A 24,542-nucleotide genomic window follows, 5' to 3' on the forward strand; every position below is an offset into this window, starting at 1 on the left:
TCAACTATTATAGTCAATCTACGAACATTTATGACCCATTTAAGGACACCTCATGTAGATTGACTATATTTTGAATACCAATAGCCACCAATACATCATCTTTTTTTACCATAAAATCACTTTTTGGATTAGTTATTAACTCTCCATCTCTTAAAATCCCAATAATAGTTAAATTTTTATCATTTTTTAAATTTACAAATATGTCTATAAACTTTGTATCTCCACCATCCCACTTAATTTCAAAAATATCACTACCGTATTTACATGTGCTGGTGTCTTCAAAGAACATAACTACTGAGCTCTCAAATATGGAACTTGCCATCAACCTACCTGCAAACCCTTCGGATAATATAACAAAATCAGCACCTGAATGTTTTAACAAATCAAAATTATCGTCCTTTATACATTTCACTATTATTGTGGCTCTTGGATTTAACTGCCTTACAATTAAAGTGATTAAAATAGTCTTAGAATCATCGTTTGTAGAGATTATTACATACTTTGCTTTATCAATACCTGCTTTATTTAGAACCTCTTTGTCGTCCAATTCACCCATTACGTAATCATGACCATAAACGGAAGATTCTGAAACTATAACTACATCTTCTTTTATGTTATTTGCCCTTAACTCATCCAAACATTCCTTACTTGCTTCATTCCACCCTATTATAACAATGTGGTCTTTCTTTTTCATAGACAACAACCCCTGAAACTTCGCTATATTTGTATCAACAATATAACTTATCATCAAACTAGCCAATGTCGAATATACTCCTATCCCCGTTAAGGCTATAGCTATTGCTAAGAACCTGCCATATGTAGTTTGTGGAGTAATGTCCCCATAACCTATTGTAGTCATGGATATTATAGTCCAATACAAACTATCTAAAAAACTTACATGTTCCATTATTGAAAAGGCAATTGAATAAACTATGGTTAAAACTGCAAATATACCAAACATTATTAAAAAACTGTTTTTCATATTATCACTTGGTATTGCATGTCATGTGGGGAATTGATTTAGTCCATGTTTGAAATAATTAATTTGACTTAAATTATACACCTTTTTTATTTTTCAGCAGGATTATTTAACAACCTGTGTAAATTCTTAGATTTTACTCGATATTATTTTTATATCTGTTTTTCTTGTAATATCTTCCTCTGTTTCAAGCAATTTATTTAATCTGTTTTTTAAATCTTCAATATCTCTCGATTCATCTATTATCTCCCTTAAAAATTCTATATCCGAGACATAAGGCCCAACTTCCATCAATATAGCATTTTTTTCTTCAATGTTCATTTAATCACCTTTTTTCTTTTTTCTCCCTTTCTATTATTGCAATTTCCCTTACAACTGTTGTTATTTCCCTTTCAATATTCTCCATCTTAACATATATTCTATATATTAAATAAAACAATACGATAATTGCAAGATATATCAGAACATCTACACCCCTACCAACACCAGTTAAGGTTGCCAGGTATCCCAAAGTTCTTGGAAATACAACTGATGAAATCACAGCCATCCAGACAAATATCCAAAATATAGCAGAATCCCTACTCATGGCATTTGCCCTTACCTGTAATATTACCCTCGATATTGCAAAGACTGCAAAAATAATTGCAAGTATTTGAATTAGTTGCATAATTCACCCCTATTATCAATAATATTAAAATAAATTATTAAGAATACGATATATTAGTGATATAAATTTATATCTAATGATTTGATATATATTATTTTGGTGATTTAATGAAGATGAAGCATTTGATATCTATAAAAGATATTGGAAAAAAAGAAATTTTAAAGATATTGGATGAATCGGAAAAAATGGAAGAATTGCTAAAATCTAAAAAAGTGATAAACATTATGGATGGAAAAATACTTGCCACTTTATTTTATGAACCCTCCACAAGAACAAGATTATCTTTTGAAACTGCAATGAAGAGGCTCGGAGGAACTGTAATAGGATTTACAGATATAAAAAATACATCTGTTATGAAAGGAGAAAGTTTGATGGATACCATACGGGTCATTAGCGGATATGCCGATATAATTGCGATACGGCATCCATCCGAAGGCTCTGCAAGGTTGGCAAGTGAGTATGCAACTGTTCCTGTGATAAATGCGGGCGACGGTTCAAACCAGCACCCTACCCAAACACTACTTGATTTATACACCATAAAACGAGAAATAGGAAAAATAGATGGAATAAAAATTGCATTTATTGGAGATTTAAAATATGGAAGAACGGTTCATTCATTATGCTACGCACTCTCTCTCTTTGATGATGTGGAAATAGTGTTTATTTCACCAGAAGAACTTAAAATACCAAAAGAAATAATAGAAGATTTAAAGAAAAAAGGAAATGTTAAATTTTCTGAAAAATGCCATATAGATTTAACAGATGTTGATGTGGCATACATGACGCGAATTCAAAAAGAGAGATTTCCAGATTTAAATGAATATCAAAAGGTAAAAGGAATATACAAACTCACAAAAGAGCACATATGCGATAAAAATTTAATTGTTATGCATCCGCTTCCAAGAGTTGATGAAGTGGATTCAAATGTGGATGAGCTCCCACAGGCGAAATATTTTGAACAATCATTCTATGGAGTTCCTGTGAGAATGGCAATCTTAAAAATGCTTTTGGAAAATGAATAAATAAATAAAATAAATTTTAAAAAAATAAAAAATATATATCATGATAGTTAATTTTTTATATTATTAATTATATTAAATAAATGCTCGCATGGCCTCTCGCTTTTTCTTAATTATTATTTATTTAATTTAATCGATAATGCATAAATAATATGGCAATAATATAAACACTAAAACAAATATACTATAAATCAACTGGTGATAAAATGGGAATTTGGCAAGGAAAGAGTAAAAGAAAACCTACTGGTGGAAAATACAGATTGGTTGTTAAAAAACACAAAAAAGAAATGGGTAGAGAACCAGCAGAAACTCACTTAACCGATGAGGTAAAAATAAAAATAGTAAGAGTTGCTGGTGGAAACAAAAAAGTTAAATTATTAAAAACAAACTATGCCAATGTAATGGACCCTACAAACAATACATGTAAAAAGGTTGGCATCTTAAATGTAGTTGGAAACGATGCAAATAAACACTACATCAGAAGAAACATTATTACAAAAGGAGCTATCATTGAAACAGAAATTGGTAAAGCAAAAGTTACATCAAGACCTGGTCAAGATGGTGTAGTTAATGCTGTTTTAATCAATGAATAACTAAATATTACTAAAAAATAAAAAAATAAAATATCTATTTTTTATTTTATAATGATGATGTTGATGATTATTCTTCATATTCATCCATTTCTTTTTTCTTTCTCTTTTTATAGATATACCATACAATAATCAATATTAAGAGACCTATTATCATATAATAATAATTTACACTGGATTTAACTTTTGTATGTTCCTTAAATGTTATATTAAATGTTTTTGAAATATGATATTCATTATGGTAGTCATCAAAATATGTTAAATCAACTTTTACAGGCTGGGTTTCATTTAACTTCCCATATACATTATAGGATACTGTATCATAATCATCTTCATTTAAATCTCCAATATATTTGATATAATTATTGTTTAATTCAGTTATCCCACTTATTTTCAAAACACAGTGTTTTATGGTGGTTGAACCCCTATTTGCCACCCCTATGACTATTTCAGAAGCGTCAGGATTGTATTTATATCCATCCAAATATACAAAAACACTGTTGTTATGTATTACTTTTACAACCTTTATATTTATGGGAATCGTTGAATTATATATGGTTCCATCTTCCCCAGTCCAATACATTATTGCGGTTATTGGGTAAATTCCATCATCTGCCTTGGTGAGGGCATAAATTTTTGCTGAAATCTTGCTATTTTCACCAGGTTTTACGGATTTTAAATAGAATGTTGCAGGACCTACTATATTGACATTTTCAGTTCCCTTTAAATTGAGCGTTAAGTATTTTGCAATTCCTGTCCCCTTATTTTTAAGTATTATGTCAATATCTTTTGTTTCTGATGGAGTTATGTTGTTGCCGTTGTTGGTATCTATCTCAAATTTTGCGATTCCATAAATCGGAAGATAGTATATTTTTGTGAAATTTATTTTATTTTCATATGTCTCTCCCTTTTTTTCCTCATACTCAGTTGCTACAATATTTACATCAATTCTATAATTTTGAGATGGTGCATCCTCATTTACATGAAGCTTAAAATATACAGTATCACTTTCACCAGTATTTAGATGGGATAATGTAGCTGTTCCTTTTATTGGATTTACCTGTTTTACCTCAAATGGATAGTGTGGTGTAATTGTTATTATTATATCCTTTACATTTCGGTTGTTGTTGTTTGTTATTTTAAACCACAAATCCACATCATCTCCCGGATGAATTATATTTGGAGATTTTTCATCAGGTATTATTTTATCCACCCTATACTGCGGGTCATCGACTATTAATCCATAATTTATAGAGGTTGTTAAAAATATTGTCAAAATTAAAATAGAAAATATTTTTCTCATAATCCCCCTCTTTTAGTTTAAACTATATACATTATATCCATTATAATATATATAATTACATAATATATAGGCATATAATATACATTGATTATCAAATATACCATATTCAAATTTGGTGAAATTATGAAACCAGCAGATATTATTTCCTTTGCGGGAAAAAACATAACCCAAAAAAGGACTCAAAGTTTGCTAACAATTGTGGGAATTGTAATAGGTATTGTGGCCATAGTCAGCCTTATTTCTTTGGGGTACGGAGTTCAAAATTACATACAGGAAGAAACTGCGAAATTGGGGGCAAATAAAATACAAATTTTTCCGATGAAACAGTTTGGAACTCCACCATCCAAGCTTTTTGGAGATAAAGAGGTTAAAGCAATTAAAAATATAAGGGGGGTGGATGAAGTCCTATATGGGTGGTATAGTGGAGTTAATGTTGAATATAGAGATGAAAAATATTTCGTAAATATATACTATGCAAAACCATCCACTCTAAAATCCGTTTATTCTGATGTGGGAGGGTATGGAATTGAAAAAGGACGGTGGTTATCAGACAATGACAACTATAAATGTATGATAGGTTATGGAGTGGCACATAATTTATTCAAAAAAGAATTAAGAGTGGGGGACTCAATATATATCAGTGGGCAAAAATTTAAAATTGTTGGAATCATGACTCAGGTGGGCAACCAGCAAGATGATAATATGGTAATGATACCCATGAGCTCCGGTGAAGAACTATTTAATAAAAAAGGGGAGTATAACTACATAATGGTGAAAATCAAAGATGGTGCAGATATTAAAAAAGTATCAGAGGATATAAAAGATGCCTTGGAAAAGTCCATGGGGACGGATAATTTCAGCGTTTTAACTGCTGAACAGATGGCAAAATCAATTGGTGGGATATTAAATGTTTTAACTATGTTTGTAGCAGGGGTTGCTGGAATATCTTTATTAGTTGGTGCAGTTGGAATCTCCAACACCATGCATATGAGCATTTTGGAAAGAAGGAAAGATATTGGGATTTTAAAAGCACTTGGTGCAGAGACCACGACGATACTATCAATATTCGTGGTTGAAGCAGGATTTTTAGGTTTATTAGGTGGAATTGTGGGCTTGATAATTGGTGTAGGTATTGCCAAATTAGTTGAAATAATAGCTCAAAATATGGGGTATGGTATGATTCAAGCATGGATTTCATGGGAGCTCGCAGTTGGAGTTTTATGCTTCTCGTTTATTGTTGGAGTAATTAGCGGATATTTCCCTGCAAGAAGTGGAGCAAAATTAAATCCAATCGATACTTTGAGGGGATTATAATGACATTTATAGAAGCGAGAAATCTGTGGAAAGTGTATGGAACAGGGGAGGCTAAAACTGTGGTTTTAAAGGGAATAAATTTAAAAATAGATAAGGGGGAATTCGTGGCAATAACAGGACCAAGCGGATGCGGAAAATCCACCCTTTTAAATATCCTTGGTCTCTTGGATGTTCCAAATAAAGGTATTGTATATATCAATGGTAAAAAAACCACTTTGATGAGTGAAAATGAAAGAGCGGTATTCAGGAGAAAAATAAGTGGCTTTATATTTCAACAATTCCACCTATTAAATACATTGACTGCACTGGAAAATGTGGAGCTCTCAATGGTGCTTAATGACATGGATAAAAATTACAGAAGAAAAAGAGCCAAGGAATTGCTTAAAATCATGGGCCTCGAACACAGAGAGAAGCACTATCCTAATCAATTAAGTGGGGGTCAGATGCAGAGGGTGGCAATAGCACGAGCTCTTGCAAACCGTCCAAAGATAATATTTGCAGACGAACCCACCGGGAATTTGGACAGTAAAAGCGGGTATCAAGTTATGAATATTTTAAAGGAGCTCCATGATAATGGAATAACTATTATAATGGTCACACATGAGAAAGAATATACAAAATACGCCACAAAGGTTGTAAAAATGAAGGATGGTGAAATTATAGATATTGTGAAAAATCAAGAACATAACATTATTGGAGAATAATTATTGTATAACTGATAAATTAATTGCATAATCATTCAACAAAAAAAATATTAAAACGGGGGATAATATGGTAGAATATGATTTTAAAATAGAATACAGACCTGCATACTCTTTATTAAAAATAAATCTCCAAAATCAGAGCATCATAGCTGAAACTGGTGCAATGGTGTATATGGATAGTAATATTAACATAAAAACCAATATGAGCGGGGGATTGATGGGAGCTCTAAAAAGGGCAGTAGTTGGAGAAAATATATTTTTAAATAAATTCAGTGGAACGGGGATATTGGCACTATCTCCAAATTATGTTGGGGATATAGTTCATCATGAATTGGATGGAGCTCTGTATGTTCAAAGTGGGGCATATATGGCATCATCACCAGATATAAATATCAATACAAAATTTGGAGGGGCAAAATCATTCTTTGGAGGCAAAGGATTATTTTTAATGAAGCTTGAAGGAAAGGGGGATGTGTTTTTATCATCCTTCGGAGCTCTTGAAACTGTGGAATTGAATGATGAAAGTTTGATAGTTGATAACGGCAATCTTGTTGGATTCACAGATGGATTGTCTTATTCATTAAGAAGAATTGGTGGATTAAAATCATCATTACTTGGTGGAGAAGGTGCAGTTTATGAATTCAGAGGCACTGGAAAAGTATATATTCAGACAAGAAATATGGAAAGCTTTGCGGACTTTTTAATGAAGTATTTGCCAGTAGGTAGAAAGTAAATATTAAATCAAAAATTATTAAGACCATATAAAATAGGTGAATCTATGTTAAAATTATACCTCTATGGATTGGGGGCGTGGGTTGTTCTTTTAATTTTAGCAATACTCAATGCAGTTATTAGGGAAACTATATATGCTCCCAAAATAGGTGAGCTCCCTGCACATCAAATTAGTTCAATTATATTTATCTGTATTATATTTTTATTCACATATATTTTTCTAAAAATTGTGAATATTGAAGCAACAGGCACTCAATATCTAATGCTGGGTATCATATGGTTAATATTAACAATTACTTTTGAATTTCTATTTGGGCATTATGTTGTAGGTTATTCATGGAGCAAACTACTGGCTGACTACAATATTTTTGAAGGAAGATTGTGGGGCATTGTTCTTTTAACTTTGGTCATTGCCCCATGGTTGATTAATAAATTAAATATATAGATTGGAAAAATAAGAAAATGAATAAAAATAAATAGGAAAAGATGAAAAATATGCCTGTGTATATTTTAACACATAAGTGGTGATATTATGGTGAAATTAACTGAAGAAATGAAAAAATCAATAAACGAATCTGTTGTATTTCTCACAACAGCTACAAAAGATGGAATACCAAATGTTGCTCCTATGAGAGCTCTCAAAGTAGTAGATGATGAAACTGTTGTAATATGTGATAACTTCATGCATAAAACCTTAAAGAATATTAAAGAAAACCCAAATGTGGCTCTTGCAACATCAGATTGTAGGGAGAATCCATTCCAATATAAAGGAATTGCAGAATACTACACAGAAGGGGAATGGTTTGAAGTTGCAAAAGAAATAGATGCACAGTTTGGAAGAGTTCCAAAAGGGGCTGTTGTAATAAAAATAAAAGAAATATACAACTTAAAATCTGGAGAAGATGCTGGAAAATTAATAGCAAAAGATTGAATAAATAAAATGTATAAATTCATATAAACTAATATAAAAACACATAATTCTTCTTTTTTGAACTGTATTTGATAAAAACTTTAAAAATTAGAATTAAAAAAATTAAAAAGAGGTTATAATAAGCCTGCTGTATCCAATGCTAATTTTACTTCTTCTGTTGAAGCTCCTTTTTCAATTTCAACTTTTTTGTCTGTTGGTTCGATGTGTTTTATGTTGCATCTTCTTCTTTTAACATTTCCATCTACTACAACAAAGTTTTTATCTAATATATCTACAACAACGCAGGTTTTTCCTGCTTCTCTACCTAATGTTTTAATGCATACTCTTCCTACTTCAATTGCTGACATAAATACCTCACCTCAGTTTTTGTTGTTGTAATTGTCGCCAATTACAATTCATCCTTTAAAAGGGGAGGAGTTATTTATATACCATCTGTTTTTAGTTTATTATATTTTAATTTTATTTATTTTCTAAATTATCTATTGCTTCACAGATGATATTAAACACTCCGTTTATATTCCATGTTGAAGAATCGATTACAATATCGTATATTGATAAATCATCTATATCAATATTATATATTTCTTTATATCTCTTCTTCTCACTATTTTCTCTATTTATCATTTTAGTTAATGCGGTGTCGAGGTCTTCGTTTTCTCTTTCACTTATCCTCTCACATCTCACCATTGGAGGAGCTCTCAACCATATCGATAATGTTGGATTCACATTGTTATTTTTAAGCATCCATGCTGCAAGTCTGCCTTCAAGAACTATATTTCCTTCCTTTGCCATTTCAACTTGTTTTCTATCTATTTCCTTATCAATTTCAGGATTTTCCTCTGCATATTTGCTGAATTCCTGCAACTCCATGTTCATTTCTTTTGCCATATCTCTGAATATAAAACCTGCACATACATGTTTAAGGTTGTATTTCTCAGATATTAGCTTTGACATTGTTGTAGTTCCTGTTCCCGGCAGTCCTCCAATGGTTATTATCATCACAACACCTTTTATTATGACTTTCTATTTATATATTTCTTGCTTTTTCAATCATTAACCTTTTAAGACATTTTGGGCACAAGTAGCCACCGTATGGTCTTTCAGGTCTTTTCTCTGTCTTTGAGAGTTTTGCAATTTCGTATGCTCTTCCTCTTGGAACACCATTTAAGAGAGCTCCACAAGATGCACATTTTGCTTTTGAAGGTTTTTTTCTTCTGTAATGCAATACGGTCTTGTTTCCAGGAGCTCTCCTTGATACTTTCTTAAATGAACCTGATTTATATCTTGGAGCAGGCATATTATTACCTCCTGTGTTTTTCAATAATAATTATATAACTAATTTCATAACCACATATTTATTATTAAAATATATGGATATTTATAAAATAGTAGATTAACTATGCATTTATAGTATATAAAATTTTTCATAGTCGCCACGACCTCAATTTATTATGCCGATTCCCTCAGTTTTCTATACACTTCCGGGAGAATTTCACCTGCTTTTCAAGGTCTTCATACTCCTTTAATACATCTTTCTTAGTAGATTCTAAAACACAGTCAAATCTTCTTAAAACACACATGGGGAGAATGACCTCTCCATACTGCTCTTTCTTATATGCTCCCCTTAATAATTCAGCCATATTCCAAATTAAATTAACTTTTTCTTGAAAGTTCTCCACGCTATCACTCAAATATTTCAATCTATAAATATAATTGTCTAAAATAAAAAGGCGCGGAGGAAGGGATTTGAACCCTTGCGGGGCAAAGCCCCACCGGATTTCAAGTCCGGCGCCATAGTCCAGGCTCGACCACCTCCGCACTTAACCTATTTATTAAATGCATAAAGTAATATATATACTTTTTGGTTAAAAAATATATTAATATATAATTATATAATTATTTTATTCCCATAACCTTCCTTAAAATCATTGATGTAGCCATTGAACACAATATATACCATCCAAGCCATCCAAGTGCTTCATTAGACACTATACCAAATCCACCGTGATAAAATATGCCACCCAGCCAATGGAAAACTGATACAAACAGTATTTTTGATAATATTACTGGCAGATGAACAACTACTCCATCCCATGCAGGATTTAATTGATGAATAACCCCCCCAAAGTCATAAACATGCCTTAAATATGCAAATATCGCAATAATTGGCACCCATGTGTAAATCATAGGTTTGAAGCTCATCTTCATCATTTCCATTTGCATTGCCATCATTTTTTGCTGTTCTTCCTGCAATTGTTTCATAAGTTCAGGGTCTCTTGCTGCTTTTTTTGCTTTAACCTGGAATTCCTGAATTTCTTTTTTTAATTCTGCCATCCTATCCTGATTAACCAACAATTTTGTAGCCAAATTTATTATAAACGAAACCATAAATGCTATTATTAATATGGCAATAGCAGGGTGCATATTTGTGATGAGTGGCATAAACACTGCATCTAACGAATTATAAAACATATTGAAAATAGATTCAAACATTTTTATCCCCGTATTATTTTTATTTATTTTTTTATAAATTTTTAATTATAATTTATTGTTAAAAATCATTAAAAAAAGGTTAAATGATAAAATATATAAAATTATCTTAAAACTGAAACTAACTCTTCAATAGCCTCATCCAATAATCCATTTCTATTTTTAACTACCTTTACAGTAGCTCCTGTTAAAACCCCGTAAGCCATTGCAGCACATCTATTCATAAACTGGTGTTCCTCTATACTTCCAGTCATTTCTAAATCCCTGTTTCTTGTTTCGTCGCCCAATCTTCTCATTAAAATTTCATCTCCTGTCGTCTCAACAACCACAATTATGTCAGGGTGGAGCTCATCCAATACCCATTTTGGAAGTCCTGGTAAATATCCCTTAGGTGTTTTGACTGTGCTGTGGGTATCCACTGCAACAGGGGAGTCCATAGCCATTTCTGCGATTTTTCTTCCAGCCATTTTTTGAATTCTTTTTTGGGTGTCTGGGTCTAATTTTCTCATTTGGTCCCTATTATCTACAAGGTTTTCAGATTTTGCCACTTCAAACATTACAGTTCCAAAATTAACCATTTTGTAGTCAATACCTTCTTCTTTCAATTTTTCCATTGCCTTCTGTGTAATTGTGGTGCCACCTACACCAGGAACTCCTGTAATCACTACTAATTTATTTTTCATGCACTTTCACCTTTTTTAATTTTATACGATTGATAAGGTGTTTTAAAAATCCTATAATTATGCCCGAGTATTTATCTTACTTTTATTCACATTAATACTAAAAATAAACGCACATTGAATTTAAGGTTTATCTAGTATATATTATTTATTATTTCTATATTTTATTTCATTATTTAAATTATTGTTTAATTTAATTAGCAGTTCAATAGCTGTCCCTATTTCAATTATCCTACTTACATCTGTTTCGCTGTCCAATTTTTTTAATAAATAGCTTATTTTTTTATCCATAATTTTATTTATTTCATTTGAAGGAGAGTATTTAAAACAAGATATTCCTTTTTCTTTTACTTCTTTTTCAAGTGTGTCATTATTTTTATAGCTATTATAATCATTATAATTACAATTTGGGCAGTATATATTGCCATTTTTATCTTCAAACAGTGGAAAACCACATTTTTTACAGTGTTTCCCAAGCATCTTGGAGCCTTTGAGCATTTCCTTAGATGCAATTTTTACAACATCCTCTTTTTCATTTGCATTCCCATATTGCATGAGCTCACCAAAAACTTAAACTTAAAATTAAATCACTTAAACAATAAACTTAAATAAACACATTGATTATAAAAGGTTTTATATCATTATCTTATATTTTATTATTTACTCGGTATAAGGCATTTTATGATTATTTATAATTTATAATCTAAATTTATAATTATAATCATGTAAGTAAGTATAATATATGCAAGCATGGATTTGGTGATAAAATGGAAATGGATTATAAAAATTTAGGCTTAAAGGTAGGTTTAGAGATACACCAACAATTAAACACAAAAAGGAAGCTTTTCTGCAACTGTCCAACAATAATAAGGGACGATGAACCAGATGGTGAGACTAAAAGAGTATTGAGAACATCCCAAAGTGAGATGGGGGAGGTAGATAAAGCGGCACTTATCGAATCTAAGAAGGGCAAGACATACATCTACCAGTATTACAACGATACAACATGTTTGGTTGAATTGGATGAAGAACCGCCACACCTGCCATCAGAAGAAGCCATAAAAACCGCATTGCAAGTATCCTGTTTAATGAATATGAATATAGTCGATGAAATCCACACAATGAGGAAAATAGTAATTGATGGTTCAAATACATCAGGATTTCAAAGAACGATGTTTGTTTCAAATGACGGATATATTGAAACAGAATATGGAAAAGTGGGAATTACAAGTTTATGTTTGGAGGAAGATGCTTGTAGAAAAATAGAAGATGGAAAAGGCTATATAATATATCGTCTTGACAGGTTGGGAATACCGTTATTGGAAATTACCACAGAACCTGACATCACATCTCCAAAGATGGGAAAAGAAGCTGCAAGACGAATAGGTATGATACTAAGAGCCACTGGAAAGGCAAAGAGGGGGCTTGGAACAATAAGGCAGGATGTGAATATATCAATCAAAAATGGGGCAAGGATAGAGGTTAAGGGAGTTCAAAACCTTGATTTAATTGAAAAAATAATTGAAAATGAAGTGATTAGGCAGATTAACTTACTGGATATAGCAAACACATTAAAGGAAAGAAATGCCGAAATTATAGATGAAATCGTTGATATAACGGAGCTCCTAAAAGACACAAAATCAAAGGTAATTAAAAAGGCATTGAAGAAGAAAAACGGAAGGATAAAGGCAGTATTGTTAAAAGGATTTGGAGGACTTGTTGGAAAAGAAATTCAGCCAGGTAGAAGGTTGGGAACCGAATTATCAGACAGGGCAAAGGTAATTGCAGGAGTGGGTGGTTTGTTCCATACGGATGAGCTCCCAAACTATGGAATCACTCAGGAGGAAGTGGATAGGTTAAAAGAATATGTTGGAGAAAAACTTAAAACAGAATTTACTGAAAAAGACGCTATTATTCTTGTAGCTGATGAAGAAAGTAAGGTAGATAGGGCATTATATGCAATTGTTGAAAGAGCTCAGGAGGCTATTGTTGGAGTTCCTGAGGAAACTAGAAAGGCACTTGAAAATGGAAACACATCATATTTAAGACCCCTTCCAGGTTCTGCAAGGATGTATCCAGAAACAGATATTCCTGCTATAAAGATAAATGAAGAACAGATTGAAGACATAAAAAACAATTTACCAGAGATGCCAGAAGAGAAGTTAGAAAGATTCATAAGAGAATATGGATTAAATAGGGATTTAGCAGGTATTATGGTGATGTCCCACCGTGTTGAAATATTTGAAGAATTATGTAAAAAATATGAGGATATAAAACCAACACTCATTGCCACAACATTGGAAGGAACATTGAAAGAAATTAAAAGAGAAGGTTATGATGTGGATGTTTTAACTGAAATGCACTTTGATATGGTATTTGAAGGACTGTCTAATGAAAAAATGTCAAAAGAGGCGGTTATCGAAGTATTGAAAGGATTTACAGAATATCCTGAAAAAGATTTAGATAAGATTTTAGAGATAAAAGGACTTAAATCACTTTCAAAAGAAGAGGTTGAAAAGATAATAGGGGATATAATAAACCAGAACGTTGATGTTGTAAAAAGCAAAGGTATGGGGGCAATGGGAATGTTAATGGGTAGATGCATGGCAGTTTTAAGAGGCAAGGCTGATGGAAAGTTAATAAACAGCATATTGAAGGAGAAGTTAAGGAGTATTATTGATATATAATTACATATTTTTGGGGTAATATGTTATATAAAGACCATATATACCTATTTAAGCATATTATAAAATGGATGGTAATCTCATCATCCATAGGTGTTGTTGGTAGTTTAAGTGCCATTATTATAACAAAACTTATAGAGATTTTCTCATTAGCACCCCATTATGTATTTAGCATACCATTTGCTATGGCATTTGCTGGATATGTTGTTGATAAATATGGAGATTTAAAAGGGTCTGGTGTTGATAGAACATTAAGGGCATTTAATGAAAAAATAAGTTTGAATCCATTTATAGGATTTCTAAAAATTGTGTTGTCCGGCATTATTATAGGTCTTGGAGGGAGTGCGGGAAAAGTAGGACCTTCTATTCAGGCTAGTGCTTCTTTTGCAGATTTTTTATACAGAATATTTAAATTAAAAAATAGAAAAGCATTATTAATAAGTGGTATTGCTGGAGGGTTAAGCGGAGATTTATGTGCCCCATTCGGTTCTGCAATATTTGCAGCAGAAATCGTTCGGAGAGAGGGGTTCGAATATATATCATGCTTTCCTGCAATATTATCAAGTATCTTTGGATACATGGTATATCTTACAATATATGGAAAAATAAAACTTTTTGATATCCCTTGCCATTATAACTTTTCGCCGATGGATTTTCCATACATATTTATCTGTGCCATATTTTGTGCGTTTATTGCATATATTTACATTCATAGTTATATCTCAATAAGAAATTTTTTTGATAACTTAAAGTATCCCCAATATATTAAATCATTTATGGGTGGAATTATTGTAGCACTTATAGGTTATTATATACCACAATCTCTTGGATTAGGCGTAGGAATTACTGAAAATATAATGCTTTTAAAATATGGCATTATTTCTTTAAGTTTAATATTATTTGGAAAAATATATACAACATCATTTACAGTTGGAACAGGAACACCTGGTGGTCTAGTTCTTCCATCTGTATTCATAGGTGCTTGTTCAGGTGCATTGTTTGGAATGTTGTTGGGATTCCACAATGTTTTGCCCTTCATTGTTGTTGGAATAGCCACACTACTGTCTTCGATGGCTAATGTTCCGCTTGCTTCTATCGTGTTATGTGTTGAGATATTTGGATTTAATTATTCAATTCCTGCCGCAGTTGGGGCATTAATGGGCTTTCAGTTAGTTAGATGGAAAACGATATATGAACATATTACATTTTAAACATAAATTAAACATCGTAATATTTTAAATATTGAAAATACTAAAAAATAATAGTAAATATAGGTTATAATTATTGATGATTATAGGGGTTGTTATGAAGGAAATTTTAGGATACATTATTGGAGAAACCACAAACACCGAGCTCTCATTTTTATCAGATAAAATTCCAGAGATTGGTAGTTATGTTTCTATAAAATACGACGATGGAAAGGAGATTCTTGGAATGATTGAAGGGGTAATACAGGGATGTCCAGTTTTTGAGGAAGTTTTAAATGTGGAGGACTTGTTAAAATTAAAAAAATTGGAAACTGATGATTCTTTTTATGTGATGGGTAAGATAAAGGTCTTGGGAGATATTGATAATAAGGAGATTCCAAGAGCTCCGCCAAAGCCGGGGACTGAGGTATATGGTGCTGATGAAGAGGTATTAAAAAAGATATTTTCAAATGGACATATTGAAATAGGAAAGCTTATTTCAAAGGATGTTCCTGTTAAATTGGATGCAAATAAATTATGTTCAAGACATTTGGCAATACTGGCAATTACGGGGATGGGAAAGTCAAATACTGTTGCTGTGTTGCTCTCTGAATTAAATAAATTAAATGCCACTGTGCTTGTGTGTGATGTGCATGGAGAGTATAAATACATTCAATCCCACGACTCAAATAATAAATTAAAAACACATATTATAAAGCCAAAAATAAATATTTACAATATTAGTAGCAGTAGTTTGGCAGATTTAGCCGGCGTAGATGCTCAGGCAACAAAACAAAGACCTTATATTAGAAAGGCGATAAAAAATGTAAAAAACCGATACAAAGAAAGTGATTTCAATTCTGCGGAAGATTATATAAATGAAGTGATAATCGAACTGGAATCATTCGCAGAAATCAATAAAAAAGATGCCGATAGCATTCAAACTGCAATTTTTAGATTGGAGGACATGTTGCAATTTAAAAAGCATTTAATAGCTCTCCATTATAATCCAATAGACGAAATAAGAGAAAATCACATAAACATACTTTCACTTGAAAGCTTGGATGAAAACGACATGGATATAATTGTATCATACTTCTCAAAGGAGATATTGCGAGATAGAAAGGACTCTTTAAGAAACGGAGCTCCGAAACCTATATTTATAATCTTTGAAGAGGCTCATCTAATTGTTCCACAGAACCGAAATACAAAATCAAAATTATACATATCGAGAATAGCCAGAGAGGGTAGGAAATTTGGAGTTGGAATATGCCTTGTATCTCAAAGACCAAAGACCCTTGACCAAGAGTCGTTATCACAATGTAATAATTTAATAATTTCAAAATTAATCGAACCTTCTGACCAATCCCATGTTCAGCATGCCTCTGAAAATCTAAGTGAGGACCTACTTAAACAGCTTCCAGGGTTGAATGTTGGTGAGGCTGTAATACTTGGTCCTGCATTAAAGATTCCTGCAATAGTTAAGATAAATAAATTTAATGGAGAATACGGCGGAGAAGATTTAGATATTGTAAATATATGGGGCAATGGCAATAATAACCACAATAATGAAGAAAGGCTTTCGTCTGATGATATGTTTGGAGGTTTATAATGAATATATAATATAATAAAATACATAATATAGTATTACAATATAATATAAAAAGGGATTTTATAACATTGGGAGCTCCCATAAATAATTATATAACATAAAAAAAGAGGTGAGCTCTACGAAGTGGGAAGTTACTTTTGACGGCATAACTTATGAATGCATCAATTGCGGATATTGTTGCAGTTGTAAAGATTGGAGAATATATTTATCATATTTTGATGCTTTGAAGTTAAAGGAATATGCAGAATATATTGAAAAGACAGAAGATATAAACGATTTAGGATTCAATAGACGATTGAAGATAAATGAGAGGGGATGCGTCCTTTTGAATAAAGACTATTTGTGCAATATCCAGATTAAAAAAGGATATGAATTTAAACCTGCCATGTGTAGATTATTTCCATTTAGTTTTATGGTCAAATGGAATGGAGATTTACTTTTAATAATTAAACATTACTGTAATGGCATTAAAAAAGGAAAATGCGATGATAAAATAATTAAACATGCCATAGAATGCTGTGAAGAGCTATATCTTGATGAACTAAATAAAATAAGACTTATGGGCGTGGAATCTTCTGCAAAAACCAGATTGGATAACGATACATTAATCACATGGGAGGAGAGGGAAGAGCTCGGAAGGTATATTTTTGATAGTGGTAGTTTGGATGAGCTCTCTGAAAAATGTAGAGATATTTTAAAACTTGATATTTCCAACGACATATCAAATATATATAATAATATGAAAAAATTAAATCTCAGCAGCGAAATATTTATTAAAAATGAAGAAGAAATAATAAGATATTTAGGGGAACTTAATAAAAGGGAGCATTTTAGAAAACTAAATTTTAAAAAAGAAATATGTTATTTAATAAATATCGGGAAAGAATTGAGCGGATATAGGAACATATTCAAAGGTGAGGGAATTATCGATTCAAAGATTTTAAATTATGGCATATACAACGATATTTCGTGAAAATATGAAAAAAGAGCAAATAATCATCATAATCATAATGTCAATATTGGTAACAATACCTATTTTATGGGTTATTCAATATACTAATGCAAATGCAGCAGATGTCTTAAAAAAATATAACATATACGCTATAGAAACCAAAAAAATAAACAATAAAAATGTATCTATCGTATATCAAATTAAAAACCCATCTCAGGATATAGCTCCAAATAATATTGACTCCAAAACCAAAGCTGAAATATGCTATATTACATGGTATGTATTTAATCATTATAATAATGTTGATGAAGTTCAAATAATTGCATATTATAATGACTCGGGCAAATTAAATGAATATTACAAATTTAAAATAGATAGAAATACTGCTGAGATATCGGGGCTTTTGAATGTTTCTGAAGCCGATATATCATCGGATGTATATTATTATTACCGCAAAATAATTAAACTAGGAGTGCTAAAAGTTAAAGATGTTAATATCCCATATTGGAGGAGGGTTGATTATGACGATAACACCAATTAATGAAGAAGAAAAAATGAGTATTTTGGCAGGGCTTAGAAGCCGTGTGCCTGCTACAAAACTAATAACTTTAAAGAAAATTTCGGATATTGCAGATATGCATCCTGAGTCATTGCAATACCTAGATATGACTGATAAAAGGACAATACAGGAGATAATAGATTCAATTGAAAGGATATCCAGTATGGAGCAGGATAATGTATTAAAAAGGGAAGCATTAATAGCCCTTGGAAAAATAAAAAAAGCCTTGGGAACAAAATTTACCCGAGATTTAATAACCTGCAAAAATTGTGGTGAAATTATAGATTTAGGATGGGAATACTGTGCAAACTGCGGGTCTAATATCAATGATATGGAATTCAATGATGTAAAAAGATGTAAGAATTGTAATAAGAATATTTCTGAGGAATGGTCATATTGTGCCCATTGTGGAATTAGATTAAAAGAAAAGGAAGAAAAGAATTTAACATGCCCAAATTGTAGAAGACCTATTGACCCGTCATGGATGGTTTGCCCATATTGCGGACATAGACTCAAAAGGGTAAAATAAGAACATATTTCCTAATTTTTTAGAATATTTGATATAATACAAGATTCTTCTGTGAGCTCGATTTTCAATCCTATTTTTGCAGGAATTATATTAACATCAGTATTTTCCAATATATATTCGCACTCTTTAATAGGGTTGGTCATTTTTAATCCCATATGATTCATAACCACAATTTCTGGCTTTTTAGCCATTCCATTTAATAAATCTATTAAATCATTTGAACATAAATGGCCTTTTATACGCTCATTTTTTTTCCTGACAACATTTGCCACAAGAACCCTCACCCCATTGAAATCGTCAATTAACGATTCCATAAACTCAGTATCACTTGTGTATCCAATATCTCCCTTATTGGTATTTACCCTTACACCAATTCCGAAAGGATCTCCGTGTTTTGTTTTTGTTGCTGTTAAATTAACATCCAAAATATCCACAGAATCTTTTGGATTTAATAAATAAACTCTTTCAGGTTTTGATTGATGGTATTTAGATATTGCATTTTCATAATTTCCAAATCCTTCCAACACTGAAATATTGCTTATTATATAACCCCTCTTTTTTATCATACCGTTTGTCATAGCCTCTATTATTACCTCAGCATCAGTATAATGGTCAGGATGGTCGTGAGATACAAAAACAGCATTTGTATTCCATGGGGATATTTTTAACTCACTCATCCTCACCAGAGCTCCGGGACCTGGGTCAATATGTAATTTTGTTTTTTCAGTATGTATTCTAAAACCGCCCGTTCCCTTATTCTGTGAAATGGTTTCCCATCTACCTCCTCCAGCTCCTAAAAATATTATTTCAACACGCAAATTACCACATCCGATAATTATTTAAATTCAATAAAAATAAGGGATATTCAAATATAAATAAATTTTTAAAAAAATAATAAATCAGTTATCTATATACTTAATATTTTCAAATATACCATTTACTTCTACAATTATATAGGGGGATGTAATTAGTATGGTATTATTATTCTGAATACTTTTATTTATATAGACCATTATACTATTATTGCTATTTTTAACTATCTTTGTTATTTCAATGTTATAATCAATGGGTTTTTTTCCACCATATATTGCTATAATGGTTTTATTTTTGCATTTATCAATATAATTATAATAATATTCTTTATCTTGCTTCCCATATTTTCCATATTCTACTATATCATATTCAATAGAGATGGGAAGTTTTGTTTTAACATTTGTATTATTTACATTAGTTGTAGAATTATTGCTAAAATGTTCCAAATTGCGTTTATATGTGTTATAATCTCCCATTTCAGTGTTGGTGTTGGTATTCTGAATATTTTTAATATTCATCATATTATTAAAATCTAAACAGGCAGATAAACACACCATTGAAAAAATTGAAAATAATACCAACAGTTTATTTGTCTTATAATTTCCCATAGTATCCCAGTATTCACTTTCCAAATCTTCTTTTTCTCCTTTGATAATCTCTAATAGACCTTAAAAAATCTATTTTTCTAAATTTAGGCCAGTATGTTTCACAAAAATAAAGTTCAGAATAGCTCGATTGCCATATTAAAAAATTACTTATTCTTTCCTCACCAGAAGTCCTTATTATTAAATCAGGGTTTGGATATGGCAAATGGGACGTATATAAATGTTTAGATATGGTTTCCATAGTTATATCTTCAACATCCATCTCATTATTTTTTATCTTCTGCCCAATCTTTTTTATAGCATCCACGAGCTCCTGCTGACCTCCATAGGCAATTGCAACATTTACAAAATAATTATCATAATCCTTTGTTTTATTTTCCGCATAATTTATTGCTTCCCTAACTCTTTCTGGTAGGAGCTCTATTCTACCTATGGCTTTTATGCGTATTTTATATTTATGAATATCATTATCATCTGCAATTTTCCTAAATTCCTTTTCAAACAAATCCATCAATTCATCAACTTCATCCTTTGGTCTATTAAAATTTTCCAGCGAAAATGAATACAATGTTATTATTTTTATATTTAAATCTACACACCATCGTATAAACTCCCTGACCTTTTTTGCACCAATGTAATGACCCCTTGTAGGTTTATCCCCCAGCATTTTTGCCATTCGCCTGTTGCCATCCATTATAACCCCTATGTGTTTTGGGATATTTTTTTTATTAATTTCCTTCTCAAGCATTTTCTCGTAAAATTTAAATATCCCCATATTATTAAAAAAATCGTAAATTTTAATGAAAAACAAATTCACCACCAAATCTTTAAATCTTTAAATTAAAGTTATTTAAATTCAAATTCTAATATTTCCAGTTAAAAATTTTATTGCATTATAATATCTATCCCAAGTTCCATTTCTACTGGTATCTATAAATTTTATATTGTTTTTATTTAAGACCACTGCACCGCATCCTTCAGTACCGCAGATTAATCCCAAACATCTAAAAATTAAGTTCCCAGAGATTCCATCAGGAGCTACAATTATATTGCATCCATCTTTTAGATATTCCTCTATTAATATGCCCTTATGTTCTATTACCAAATTATTATATTTATTATTGATACATTTAACAATATTTTCACATTCATCTATTGAACTGCTGATTTTTTCACTTCTACCGTAATCTGAAAGTCTTCCCGCCGATAAAATTCCGATTTTCGGATTTTTAGTGTTAGTATTAATATTAGCATTAGCATTTAAAAAATTTATTGCATATTCTATTATATTTATTTTATCATTAAAACTATTATTATCATCTACTTCGTCAATGCCAACAGGAGAAAGTAAAAAATAATCATTTGTAAATGGGTTTTTTAAAATCGATGCCCTATAAAATTTTCCAATATGTTCTTTTAAATATGGTATAACATCAGAAGATGACAGCGTGCCTCTTATGGACCCATGCACTTTCTTTTTTACAGTTAATTCTACGAGCTCCTGCGGGTCATCTATTAATTCGACTTTTATATTTTCATCTATCAATTTATTGTATGCCTTTAAAATTTCCTCCTCATTGGTTTTGCCAATTCCCATCAAATATTTCATAGTTTCCCTAATATATAATTTAATTATTCAATTTGTAGTTAAAAGGATAATTTAGAATTATTTTAATTTTATTATTTTATTTTAATTTTTTATATCCAACTTATCTCCTACCTTTAAATCCAAATTACAGCTCTTCACTTCAATCATTGCATTTGAATAAACATTTGATTTATAGGTTTTCCATGGTTTTAAATTCTTAACAATATCCACAACTTTATTATCCCATAGAAAAATAACATCTATTGGATATTTCATAAAAAATGTGTGTATATGGAGCTTTCTTTTATTATAATAAAATATAAGCCCCTCATTATGCCCTATATCTTTAAACATCAAACCAAAGGCTCTTTTTACAAAATTATCTGCAATACTCAAACGATATAGTTTATTATTTAATTTTACCTTTAACATAATCTACCTTTTTATAAGGGGTCGGTATGTATTGAACAGATGGTCTTTGGCTCACCGGTTGCTTATATAAATCAAACAGTCTATAAACCTTATTTGGAACCTCTGTATTTACTGATATTCCCAATTCCCTCAACTTTTTAACAGTTAATGGATAATCATGAGTCCATTTACCTGTTGAAAGTGTTTCTGCAAGCTCTTTTGCTTTTTCATCAGGCATTTTATCCTTTAATAAATCATATACAAATTCTTTTACCTGATTTATTGCCTTTTTGGAAATATCTGCAAGTATTAATGTTTCATCGTCGAGCTCATCGATATACTTGGTATTTGCTGCATTTAATATAGATGCCGCAGGATACTGCCCTATTTGCGGGTCTACTGGACCCATTACTGCATTCTTATCCATTATAATCTCATCTACCGCCAGGGATATTAAACTACCTCCGCTCATTGCATAGTGTGGTATTATTACGGTTGTTTTTGCCTTATGTTCCTTTAATGCCATGGCTATCTGCTCACTGGCAAGAACCAAACCACCCGGTGTGTGAAGTATTAAATCAATAGGCATGTCTTCGGGCGTCATTCTGATTGCCCTCAAAACCTCTTCACTATCTTCTATATTTATAAATCTATATAGGGGTATTCCAAAAAGAGCCAGTTGCTCCTGCCTATGTATCATTACTATTACTCTAGCTTTTCTCTCCTTTTCCAATTCTTTGATACAATTATACCTTTGTAATAATTTCAGTCTAAACATGAATTGTGGATACATGAATAAAAATATAAAAAATATCCAAAAAAGACTTGATGGGTCCATAATTACACCACATGATATTAATGATTATTATACGCATCAAAATATATTTTATATTTATTAACCTTTATATTTATTAAATCAATAATATATATTTAACAATTACCTATAAATACAGAGCACATAAATATATACACTACTTATGTATATATTATATACACATAATATTCATTATCATCATACATTATTACAAAATTGAGGTGTTCTAATGAACAGAATAAATATAAACACCATCAAAATAAAGCCATTATTATCAGAACCTTCAAAATTATCTGATGACGTTATGGCTTTAAAATATGTTATTATAGAACCTGCGGGATTTCCCATTAAAATAAATAGCGAGAACTTAAAAATCACTATTGACGACCCAAAATTATTCAACGTATATGCGAGAGAGCAGTGGGAAGGCGAGAGTGTAAAAGAAGGAGATTATTTATTCGATAACACAATTATTCCTGATTATGCATTTAAAGTAATCTCGACATACCCCAAAGAAGGAGGTATTATCACGCGAGACACTTTGTTTAAATTAAAAACAGCGAGAACCCACAACAGCAAAGAATTTAAAAAAGCAAGATTTGACGAAGTAATAGGTCAGGAAAATGCAAAGAAAAAATGTAAAATAATTATAAAATATCTCGAATGTCCAGAACTATTTGGAGAATGGGCACCGAAAAATGTATTATTTTACGGACCCCCTGGAACCGGGAAAACACTTCTAGCAAGAGCTCTTGCAACTGAAACATATGTTCCACTTTATCTAATAAAGGCAACGGAGCTCATAGGGGAACATGTGGGCGATGGTTCAAAGCAAATTCAAGACCTATACAATAAAGCATTAAATGATAGACCATGTATTATATTTATAGATGAGCTCGATGCCATAGCACTTAGTAGGCAGTATCAATCATTAAGGGGTGATGTCTCAGAGGTTGTAAATGCACTATTAACTGAGCTCGATGGAATACACGATAATGAAGGAATTGTAACAATTGCAGCCACAAACAACCCTGAAATGCTTGACAATGCTATAAGGAGTAGATTTGAAGAAGAGATAAAATTCGAGCTCCCAAATGATGATGACAGGTTGAAAATTATGGAGCTCTACACAGAAAAGATGCCCATAAAAGTTAAGGCAAACTTGAAGAAATATGTTGAAAAAACAAAAGGTATGAGTGGAAGGGATATAAAAGAAAAATTCTTAAAACCTGCACTTCACAAGGCGATATTAGAGGACAGAGGAGTCATTGAAGAAAAAGATTTAGATGATGCATTGAATAAATTACATGGAAATAAGAGAGAAATGCCTTTAAATCTATATGGATAATAAAATATAAAAATAATAAGATATAAAAAAT

Annotated in this window: 31 protein-coding genes and 1 tRNA gene; 14 read left to right on the forward strand and 18 right to left on the reverse strand. The window is 31.3% G+C overall.

Features of this window, described 5'->3' with window-relative positions:
• Positions 1–28: 28 nt before the first annotated feature.
• The 3 genes from Mjas_RS03200 to Mjas_RS03210 form a co-directional block, all read right to left on the reverse strand.
• The gene (locus tag Mjas_RS03200; protein ID WP_421078336.1) at positions 29–982 is read right to left on the reverse strand and encodes a potassium channel family protein; all 954 of its coding nucleotides are present in this window, start codon (positions 980–982) and stop codon (positions 29–31) included.
• A gap of 126 nt (positions 983–1,108) precedes the next feature.
• Positions 1,109–1,300 (reverse strand): hypothetical protein, encoded by a 192-nt coding sequence (locus Mjas_RS03205; RefSeq protein ID WP_421078337.1) that lies wholly within the window; start codon positions 1,298–1,300, stop codon positions 1,109–1,111.
• A 4-nt stretch (positions 1,301–1,304) separates the two neighbouring features.
• Positions 1,305–1,646, reverse strand: a complete 342-nt coding sequence (locus tag Mjas_RS03210; RefSeq protein WP_421078338.1) for a DUF2304 domain-containing protein — start codon at positions 1,644–1,646, stop codon at positions 1,305–1,307.
• 113 nt (positions 1,647–1,759) lie between these two features.
• On the opposite strand from Mjas_RS03210, the gene pyrB reads away from it, so the two are divergent.
• A complete protein-coding gene (pyrB, locus tag Mjas_RS03215; protein WP_421078562.1) occupies positions 1,760–2,668 on the forward strand; it encodes an aspartate carbamoyltransferase in 909 nt (302 codons plus the stop codon).
• 203 nt (positions 2,669–2,871) lie between these two features.
• Complete coding sequence (locus Mjas_RS03220; RefSeq protein ID WP_421078339.1) at positions 2,872–3,258, forward strand: 30S ribosomal protein S8e; 387 nt, start codon at positions 2,872–2,874, stop codon at positions 3,256–3,258.
• Positions 3,259–3,325: 67 nt separating this feature from the next.
• Here the strand turns inward: Mjas_RS03220 and Mjas_RS03225 are convergent, their stop codons facing one another.
• Positions 3,326–4,558, reverse strand: a complete 1,233-nt coding sequence (locus tag Mjas_RS03225; protein WP_421078340.1) for a COG1361 S-layer family protein — start codon at positions 4,556–4,558, stop codon at positions 3,326–3,328.
• 123 nt (positions 4,559–4,681) lie between these two features.
• Between Mjas_RS03225 and Mjas_RS03230 the strand changes: the two genes are divergently transcribed.
• The 5 genes from Mjas_RS03230 (at position 4,682) to Mjas_RS03250 (ending at position 8,239) form a co-directional block, all read left to right on the forward strand.
• Positions 4,682–5,872 carry an ABC transporter permease gene (locus Mjas_RS03230; RefSeq protein WP_421078341.1) on the forward strand — a complete coding sequence of 397 codons (1,191 nt, stop codon included), beginning with the start codon at positions 4,682–4,684 and terminating at the stop codon, positions 5,870–5,872.
• Positions 5,872–6,576, forward strand: a complete 705-nt coding sequence (locus Mjas_RS03235) for an ABC transporter ATP-binding protein (RefSeq protein ID WP_421078342.1) — start codon at positions 5,872–5,874, stop codon at positions 6,574–6,576. The genes Mjas_RS03230 and Mjas_RS03235 overlap by 1 nt, the downstream gene beginning before the upstream one ends.
• A gap of 67 nt (positions 6,577–6,643) precedes the next feature.
• A complete protein-coding gene (locus Mjas_RS03240) occupies positions 6,644–7,309 on the forward strand; it encodes a TIGR00266 family protein (protein ID WP_421078343.1) in 666 nt (221 codons plus the stop codon).
• A 45-nt stretch (positions 7,310–7,354) separates the two neighbouring features.
• Positions 7,355–7,753 (forward strand): hypothetical protein, encoded by a 399-nt coding sequence (locus Mjas_RS03245; protein ID WP_421078344.1) that lies wholly within the window; start codon positions 7,355–7,357, stop codon positions 7,751–7,753.
• A gap of 87 nt (positions 7,754–7,840) precedes the next feature.
• Positions 7,841–8,239, forward strand: coding sequence for a pyridoxamine 5'-phosphate oxidase family protein (locus Mjas_RS03250; RefSeq protein ID WP_421078345.1), 399 nt, complete (start codon positions 7,841–7,843; stop codon positions 8,237–8,239).
• A gap of 113 nt (positions 8,240–8,352) precedes the next feature.
• On the opposite strand, the gene Mjas_RS03255 is transcribed toward Mjas_RS03250, so the two are convergent.
• The 8 genes from Mjas_RS03255 to Mjas_RS03290 all read right to left on the reverse strand — a co-directional run bounded on the left by Mjas_RS03255 (position 8,353) and on the right by Mjas_RS03290 (position 11,964).
• Entirely contained in the window at positions 8,353–8,586 is a 234-nt protein-coding gene (locus Mjas_RS03255) for a 50S ribosomal protein L14e (protein WP_421078346.1), read from the reverse strand.
• Between the two features lie 112 nt (positions 8,587–8,698).
• The gene (cmk, locus tag Mjas_RS03260; RefSeq protein ID WP_421078347.1) at positions 8,699–9,238 is read right to left on the reverse strand and encodes a (d)CMP kinase; all 540 of its coding nucleotides are present in this window, start codon (positions 9,236–9,238) and stop codon (positions 8,699–8,701) included.
• A 28-nt stretch (positions 9,239–9,266) separates the two neighbouring features.
• Positions 9,267–9,536, reverse strand: a complete 270-nt coding sequence (locus Mjas_RS03265) for a 50S ribosomal protein L34e (protein WP_421078348.1) — start codon at positions 9,534–9,536, stop codon at positions 9,267–9,269.
• A 166-nt stretch (positions 9,537–9,702) separates the two neighbouring features.
• On the reverse strand, positions 9,703–9,918 hold the full coding sequence (locus tag Mjas_RS03270) for a type I restriction-modification system subunit M N-terminal domain-containing protein (protein ID WP_421078349.1): 216 nt from the start codon (positions 9,916–9,918) through the stop codon (positions 9,703–9,705).
• A 52-nt stretch (positions 9,919–9,970) separates the two neighbouring features.
• Positions 9,971–10,057 (reverse strand) — tRNA-Ser (locus Mjas_RS03275).
• A 78-nt stretch (positions 10,058–10,135) separates the two neighbouring features.
• Entirely contained in the window at positions 10,136–10,732 is a 597-nt protein-coding gene (locus Mjas_RS03280; protein ID WP_421078350.1) for an EMC3/TMCO1 family protein, read from the reverse strand.
• A gap of 101 nt (positions 10,733–10,833) precedes the next feature.
• Complete coding sequence (locus Mjas_RS03285) at positions 10,834–11,412, reverse strand: adenylate kinase (RefSeq protein WP_421078351.1); 579 nt, start codon at positions 11,410–11,412, stop codon at positions 10,834–10,836.
• A 141-nt stretch (positions 11,413–11,553) separates the two neighbouring features.
• Entirely contained in the window at positions 11,554–11,964 is a 411-nt protein-coding gene (locus Mjas_RS03290; RefSeq protein WP_421078352.1) for an Sjogren's syndrome/scleroderma autoantigen 1 family protein, read from the reverse strand.
• Between the two features lie 212 nt (positions 11,965–12,176).
• Between Mjas_RS03290 and gatE the strand changes: the two genes are divergently transcribed.
• The 6 genes from gatE (at position 12,177) to Mjas_RS03320 (ending at position 18,932) form a co-directional block, all read left to right on the forward strand.
• Positions 12,177–14,096: a Glu-tRNA(Gln) amidotransferase subunit GatE gene (gatE, locus tag Mjas_RS03295; protein ID WP_421078353.1), complete on the forward strand. Its 1,920-nt coding sequence runs from the start codon at positions 12,177–12,179 to the stop codon at positions 14,094–14,096.
• 20 nt (positions 14,097–14,116) lie between these two features.
• The gene (locus tag Mjas_RS03300; protein ID WP_421078354.1) at positions 14,117–15,304 is read left to right on the forward strand and encodes a chloride channel protein; all 1,188 of its coding nucleotides are present in this window, start codon (positions 14,117–14,119) and stop codon (positions 15,302–15,304) included.
• A 94-nt stretch (positions 15,305–15,398) separates the two neighbouring features.
• Positions 15,399–16,892, forward strand: a complete 1,494-nt coding sequence (locus Mjas_RS03305) for a helicase HerA domain-containing protein (RefSeq protein WP_421078355.1) — start codon at positions 15,399–15,401, stop codon at positions 16,890–16,892.
• Positions 16,893–17,001: 109 nt separating this feature from the next.
• Positions 17,002–17,865, forward strand: coding sequence for a YkgJ family cysteine cluster protein (locus tag Mjas_RS03310; RefSeq protein ID WP_421078356.1), 864 nt, complete (start codon positions 17,002–17,004; stop codon positions 17,863–17,865).
• A 4-nt stretch (positions 17,866–17,869) separates the two neighbouring features.
• Entirely contained in the window at positions 17,870–18,385 is a 516-nt protein-coding gene (locus Mjas_RS03315; protein ID WP_421078357.1) for a hypothetical protein, read from the forward strand.
• The gene (locus tag Mjas_RS03320) at positions 18,363–18,932 is read left to right on the forward strand and encodes a zinc ribbon domain-containing protein (RefSeq protein WP_421078563.1); all 570 of its coding nucleotides are present in this window, start codon (positions 18,363–18,365) and stop codon (positions 18,930–18,932) included. The genes Mjas_RS03315 and Mjas_RS03320 overlap by 23 nt, the downstream gene beginning before the upstream one ends.
• Positions 18,933–18,943: 11 nt before the next feature.
• Here the strand turns inward: Mjas_RS03320 and Mjas_RS03325 are convergent, their stop codons facing one another.
• The 6 genes from Mjas_RS03325 to Mjas_RS03350 all read right to left on the reverse strand — a co-directional run bounded on the left by Mjas_RS03325 (position 18,944) and on the right by Mjas_RS03350 (position 23,187).
• Complete coding sequence (locus tag Mjas_RS03325) at positions 18,944–19,750, reverse strand: MBL fold metallo-hydrolase (protein ID WP_421078358.1); 807 nt, start codon at positions 19,748–19,750, stop codon at positions 18,944–18,946.
• An 81-nt stretch (positions 19,751–19,831) separates the two neighbouring features.
• Complete coding sequence (locus Mjas_RS03330; protein WP_421078359.1) at positions 19,832–20,353, reverse strand: hypothetical protein; 522 nt, start codon at positions 20,351–20,353, stop codon at positions 19,832–19,834.
• Positions 20,354–20,366: 13 nt separating this feature from the next.
• The gene (uppS, locus tag Mjas_RS03335; protein WP_421078564.1) at positions 20,367–21,125 is read right to left on the reverse strand and encodes a polyprenyl diphosphate synthase; all 759 of its coding nucleotides are present in this window, start codon (positions 21,123–21,125) and stop codon (positions 20,367–20,369) included.
• A gap of 81 nt (positions 21,126–21,206) precedes the next feature.
• Entirely contained in the window at positions 21,207–21,959 is a 753-nt protein-coding gene (mtxX, locus tag Mjas_RS03340) for a methanogenesis marker protein Mmp4/MtxX (RefSeq protein ID WP_421078360.1), read from the reverse strand.
• Positions 21,960–22,040: 81 nt separating this feature from the next.
• Positions 22,041–22,370, reverse strand: a complete 330-nt coding sequence (locus tag Mjas_RS03345; RefSeq protein ID WP_421078361.1) for a DUF192 domain-containing protein — start codon at positions 22,368–22,370, stop codon at positions 22,041–22,043.
• Positions 22,348–23,187 carry an SDH family Clp fold serine proteinase gene (locus Mjas_RS03350; protein ID WP_421078362.1) on the reverse strand — a complete coding sequence of 280 codons (840 nt, stop codon included), beginning with the start codon at positions 23,185–23,187 and terminating at the stop codon, positions 22,348–22,350. Before Mjas_RS03350 ends, Mjas_RS03345 begins: the two co-directional genes overlap by 23 nt.
• A gap of 205 nt (positions 23,188–23,392) precedes the next feature.
• Between Mjas_RS03350 and Mjas_RS03355 the strand changes: the two genes are divergently transcribed.
• A complete protein-coding gene (locus Mjas_RS03355) occupies positions 23,393–24,511 on the forward strand; it encodes an AAA family ATPase (RefSeq protein WP_421078363.1) in 1,119 nt (372 codons plus the stop codon).
• The last annotated feature ends 31 nt before the right edge of the window (positions 24,512–24,542 follow it).

The sequence above is a fragment of the Methanothermococcus jasoni genome (assembly GCF_049075655.1).
Lineage (GTDB): Archaea > AGJL01 > Methanococci > Methanococcales > Methanococcaceae > Methanofervidicoccus.

Bases quoted from the DNA above. Each gene is read 5' to 3' on its own strand.
- Mjas_RS03245 (WP_421078344.1), top strand. From the start codon at position 7,355: ATGTTAAAATTATACCTCTATGGATTGGGGGCGTGGGTTGTTCTTTTA.
- Mjas_RS03250 (WP_421078345.1), top strand. From the start codon at position 7,841: ATGGTGAAATTAACTGAAGAAATGAAAAAATCAATAAACGAATCTGTT.
- Mjas_RS03225 (WP_421078340.1), bottom strand. From the start codon at position 4,558: ATGAGAAAAATATTTTCTATTTTAATTTTGACAATATTTTTAACAACC.
- Mjas_RS03330 (WP_421078359.1), bottom strand. From the start codon at position 20,353: ATGGGAAATTATAAGACAAATAAACTGTTGGTATTATTTTCAATTTTT.
- Mjas_RS03220 (WP_421078339.1), top strand. From the start codon at position 2,872: ATGGGAATTTGGCAAGGAAAGAGTAAAAGAAAACCTACTGGTGGAAAA.
- Mjas_RS03290 (WP_421078352.1), bottom strand. From the start codon at position 11,964: ATGCAATATGGGAATGCAAATGAAAAAGAGGATGTTGTAAAAATTGCA.
- Mjas_RS03285 (WP_421078351.1), bottom strand. From the start codon at position 11,412: ATGAAAAATAAATTAGTAGTGATTACAGGAGTTCCTGGTGTAGGTGGC.
- Mjas_RS03355 (WP_421078363.1), top strand. From the start codon at position 23,393: ATGAACAGAATAAATATAAACACCATCAAAATAAAGCCATTATTATCA.
- pyrB (WP_421078562.1), top strand. From the start codon at position 1,760: ATGAAGCATTTGATATCTATAAAAGATATTGGAAAAAAAGAAATTTTA.
- Mjas_RS03200 (WP_421078336.1), bottom strand. From the start codon at position 982: ATGAAAAACAGTTTTTTAATAATGTTTGGTATATTTGCAGTTTTAACC.
- Mjas_RS03240 (WP_421078343.1), top strand. From the start codon at position 6,644: ATGGTAGAATATGATTTTAAAATAGAATACAGACCTGCATACTCTTTA.
- cmk (WP_421078347.1), bottom strand. From the start codon at position 9,238: ATGATAATAACCATTGGAGGACTGCCGGGAACAGGAACTACAACAATG.
- Mjas_RS03315 (WP_421078357.1), top strand. From the start codon at position 17,870: ATGAAAAAAGAGCAAATAATCATCATAATCATAATGTCAATATTGGTA.
- Mjas_RS03300 (WP_421078354.1), top strand. From the start codon at position 14,117: ATGTTATATAAAGACCATATATACCTATTTAAGCATATTATAAAATGG.
- gatE (WP_421078353.1), top strand. From the start codon at position 12,177: ATGGAAATGGATTATAAAAATTTAGGCTTAAAGGTAGGTTTAGAGATA.
- Mjas_RS03210 (WP_421078338.1), bottom strand. From the start codon at position 1,646: ATGCAACTAATTCAAATACTTGCAATTATTTTTGCAGTCTTTGCAATA.
- Mjas_RS03230 (WP_421078341.1), top strand. From the start codon at position 4,682: ATGAAACCAGCAGATATTATTTCCTTTGCGGGAAAAAACATAACCCAA.
- Mjas_RS03305 (WP_421078355.1), top strand. From the start codon at position 15,399: ATGAAGGAAATTTTAGGATACATTATTGGAGAAACCACAAACACCGAG.
- Mjas_RS03280 (WP_421078350.1), bottom strand. From the start codon at position 10,732: ATGTTTGAATCTATTTTCAATATGTTTTATAATTCGTTAGATGCAGTG.
- mtxX (WP_421078360.1), bottom strand. From the start codon at position 21,959: ATGAAATATTTGATGGGAATTGGCAAAACCAATGAGGAGGAAATTTTA.
- Mjas_RS03205 (WP_421078337.1), bottom strand. From the start codon at position 1,300: ATGAACATTGAAGAAAAAAATGCTATATTGATGGAAGTTGGGCCTTAT.
- Mjas_RS03265 (WP_421078348.1), bottom strand. From the start codon at position 9,536: ATGCCTGCTCCAAGATATAAATCAGGTTCATTTAAGAAAGTATCAAGG.
- Mjas_RS03345 (WP_421078361.1), bottom strand. From the start codon at position 22,370: ATGTTAAAGGTAAAATTAAATAATAAACTATATCGTTTGAGTATTGCA.
- uppS (WP_421078564.1), bottom strand. From the start codon at position 21,125: ATGGGGATATTTAAATTTTACGAGAAAATGCTTGAGAAGGAAATTAAT.
- Mjas_RS03235 (WP_421078342.1), top strand. From the start codon at position 5,872: ATGACATTTATAGAAGCGAGAAATCTGTGGAAAGTGTATGGAACAGGG.
- Mjas_RS03255 (WP_421078346.1), bottom strand. From the start codon at position 8,586: ATGTCAGCAATTGAAGTAGGAAGAGTATGCATTAAAACATTAGGTAGA.
- Mjas_RS03350 (WP_421078362.1), bottom strand. From the start codon at position 23,187: ATGGACCCATCAAGTCTTTTTTGGATATTTTTTATATTTTTATTCATG.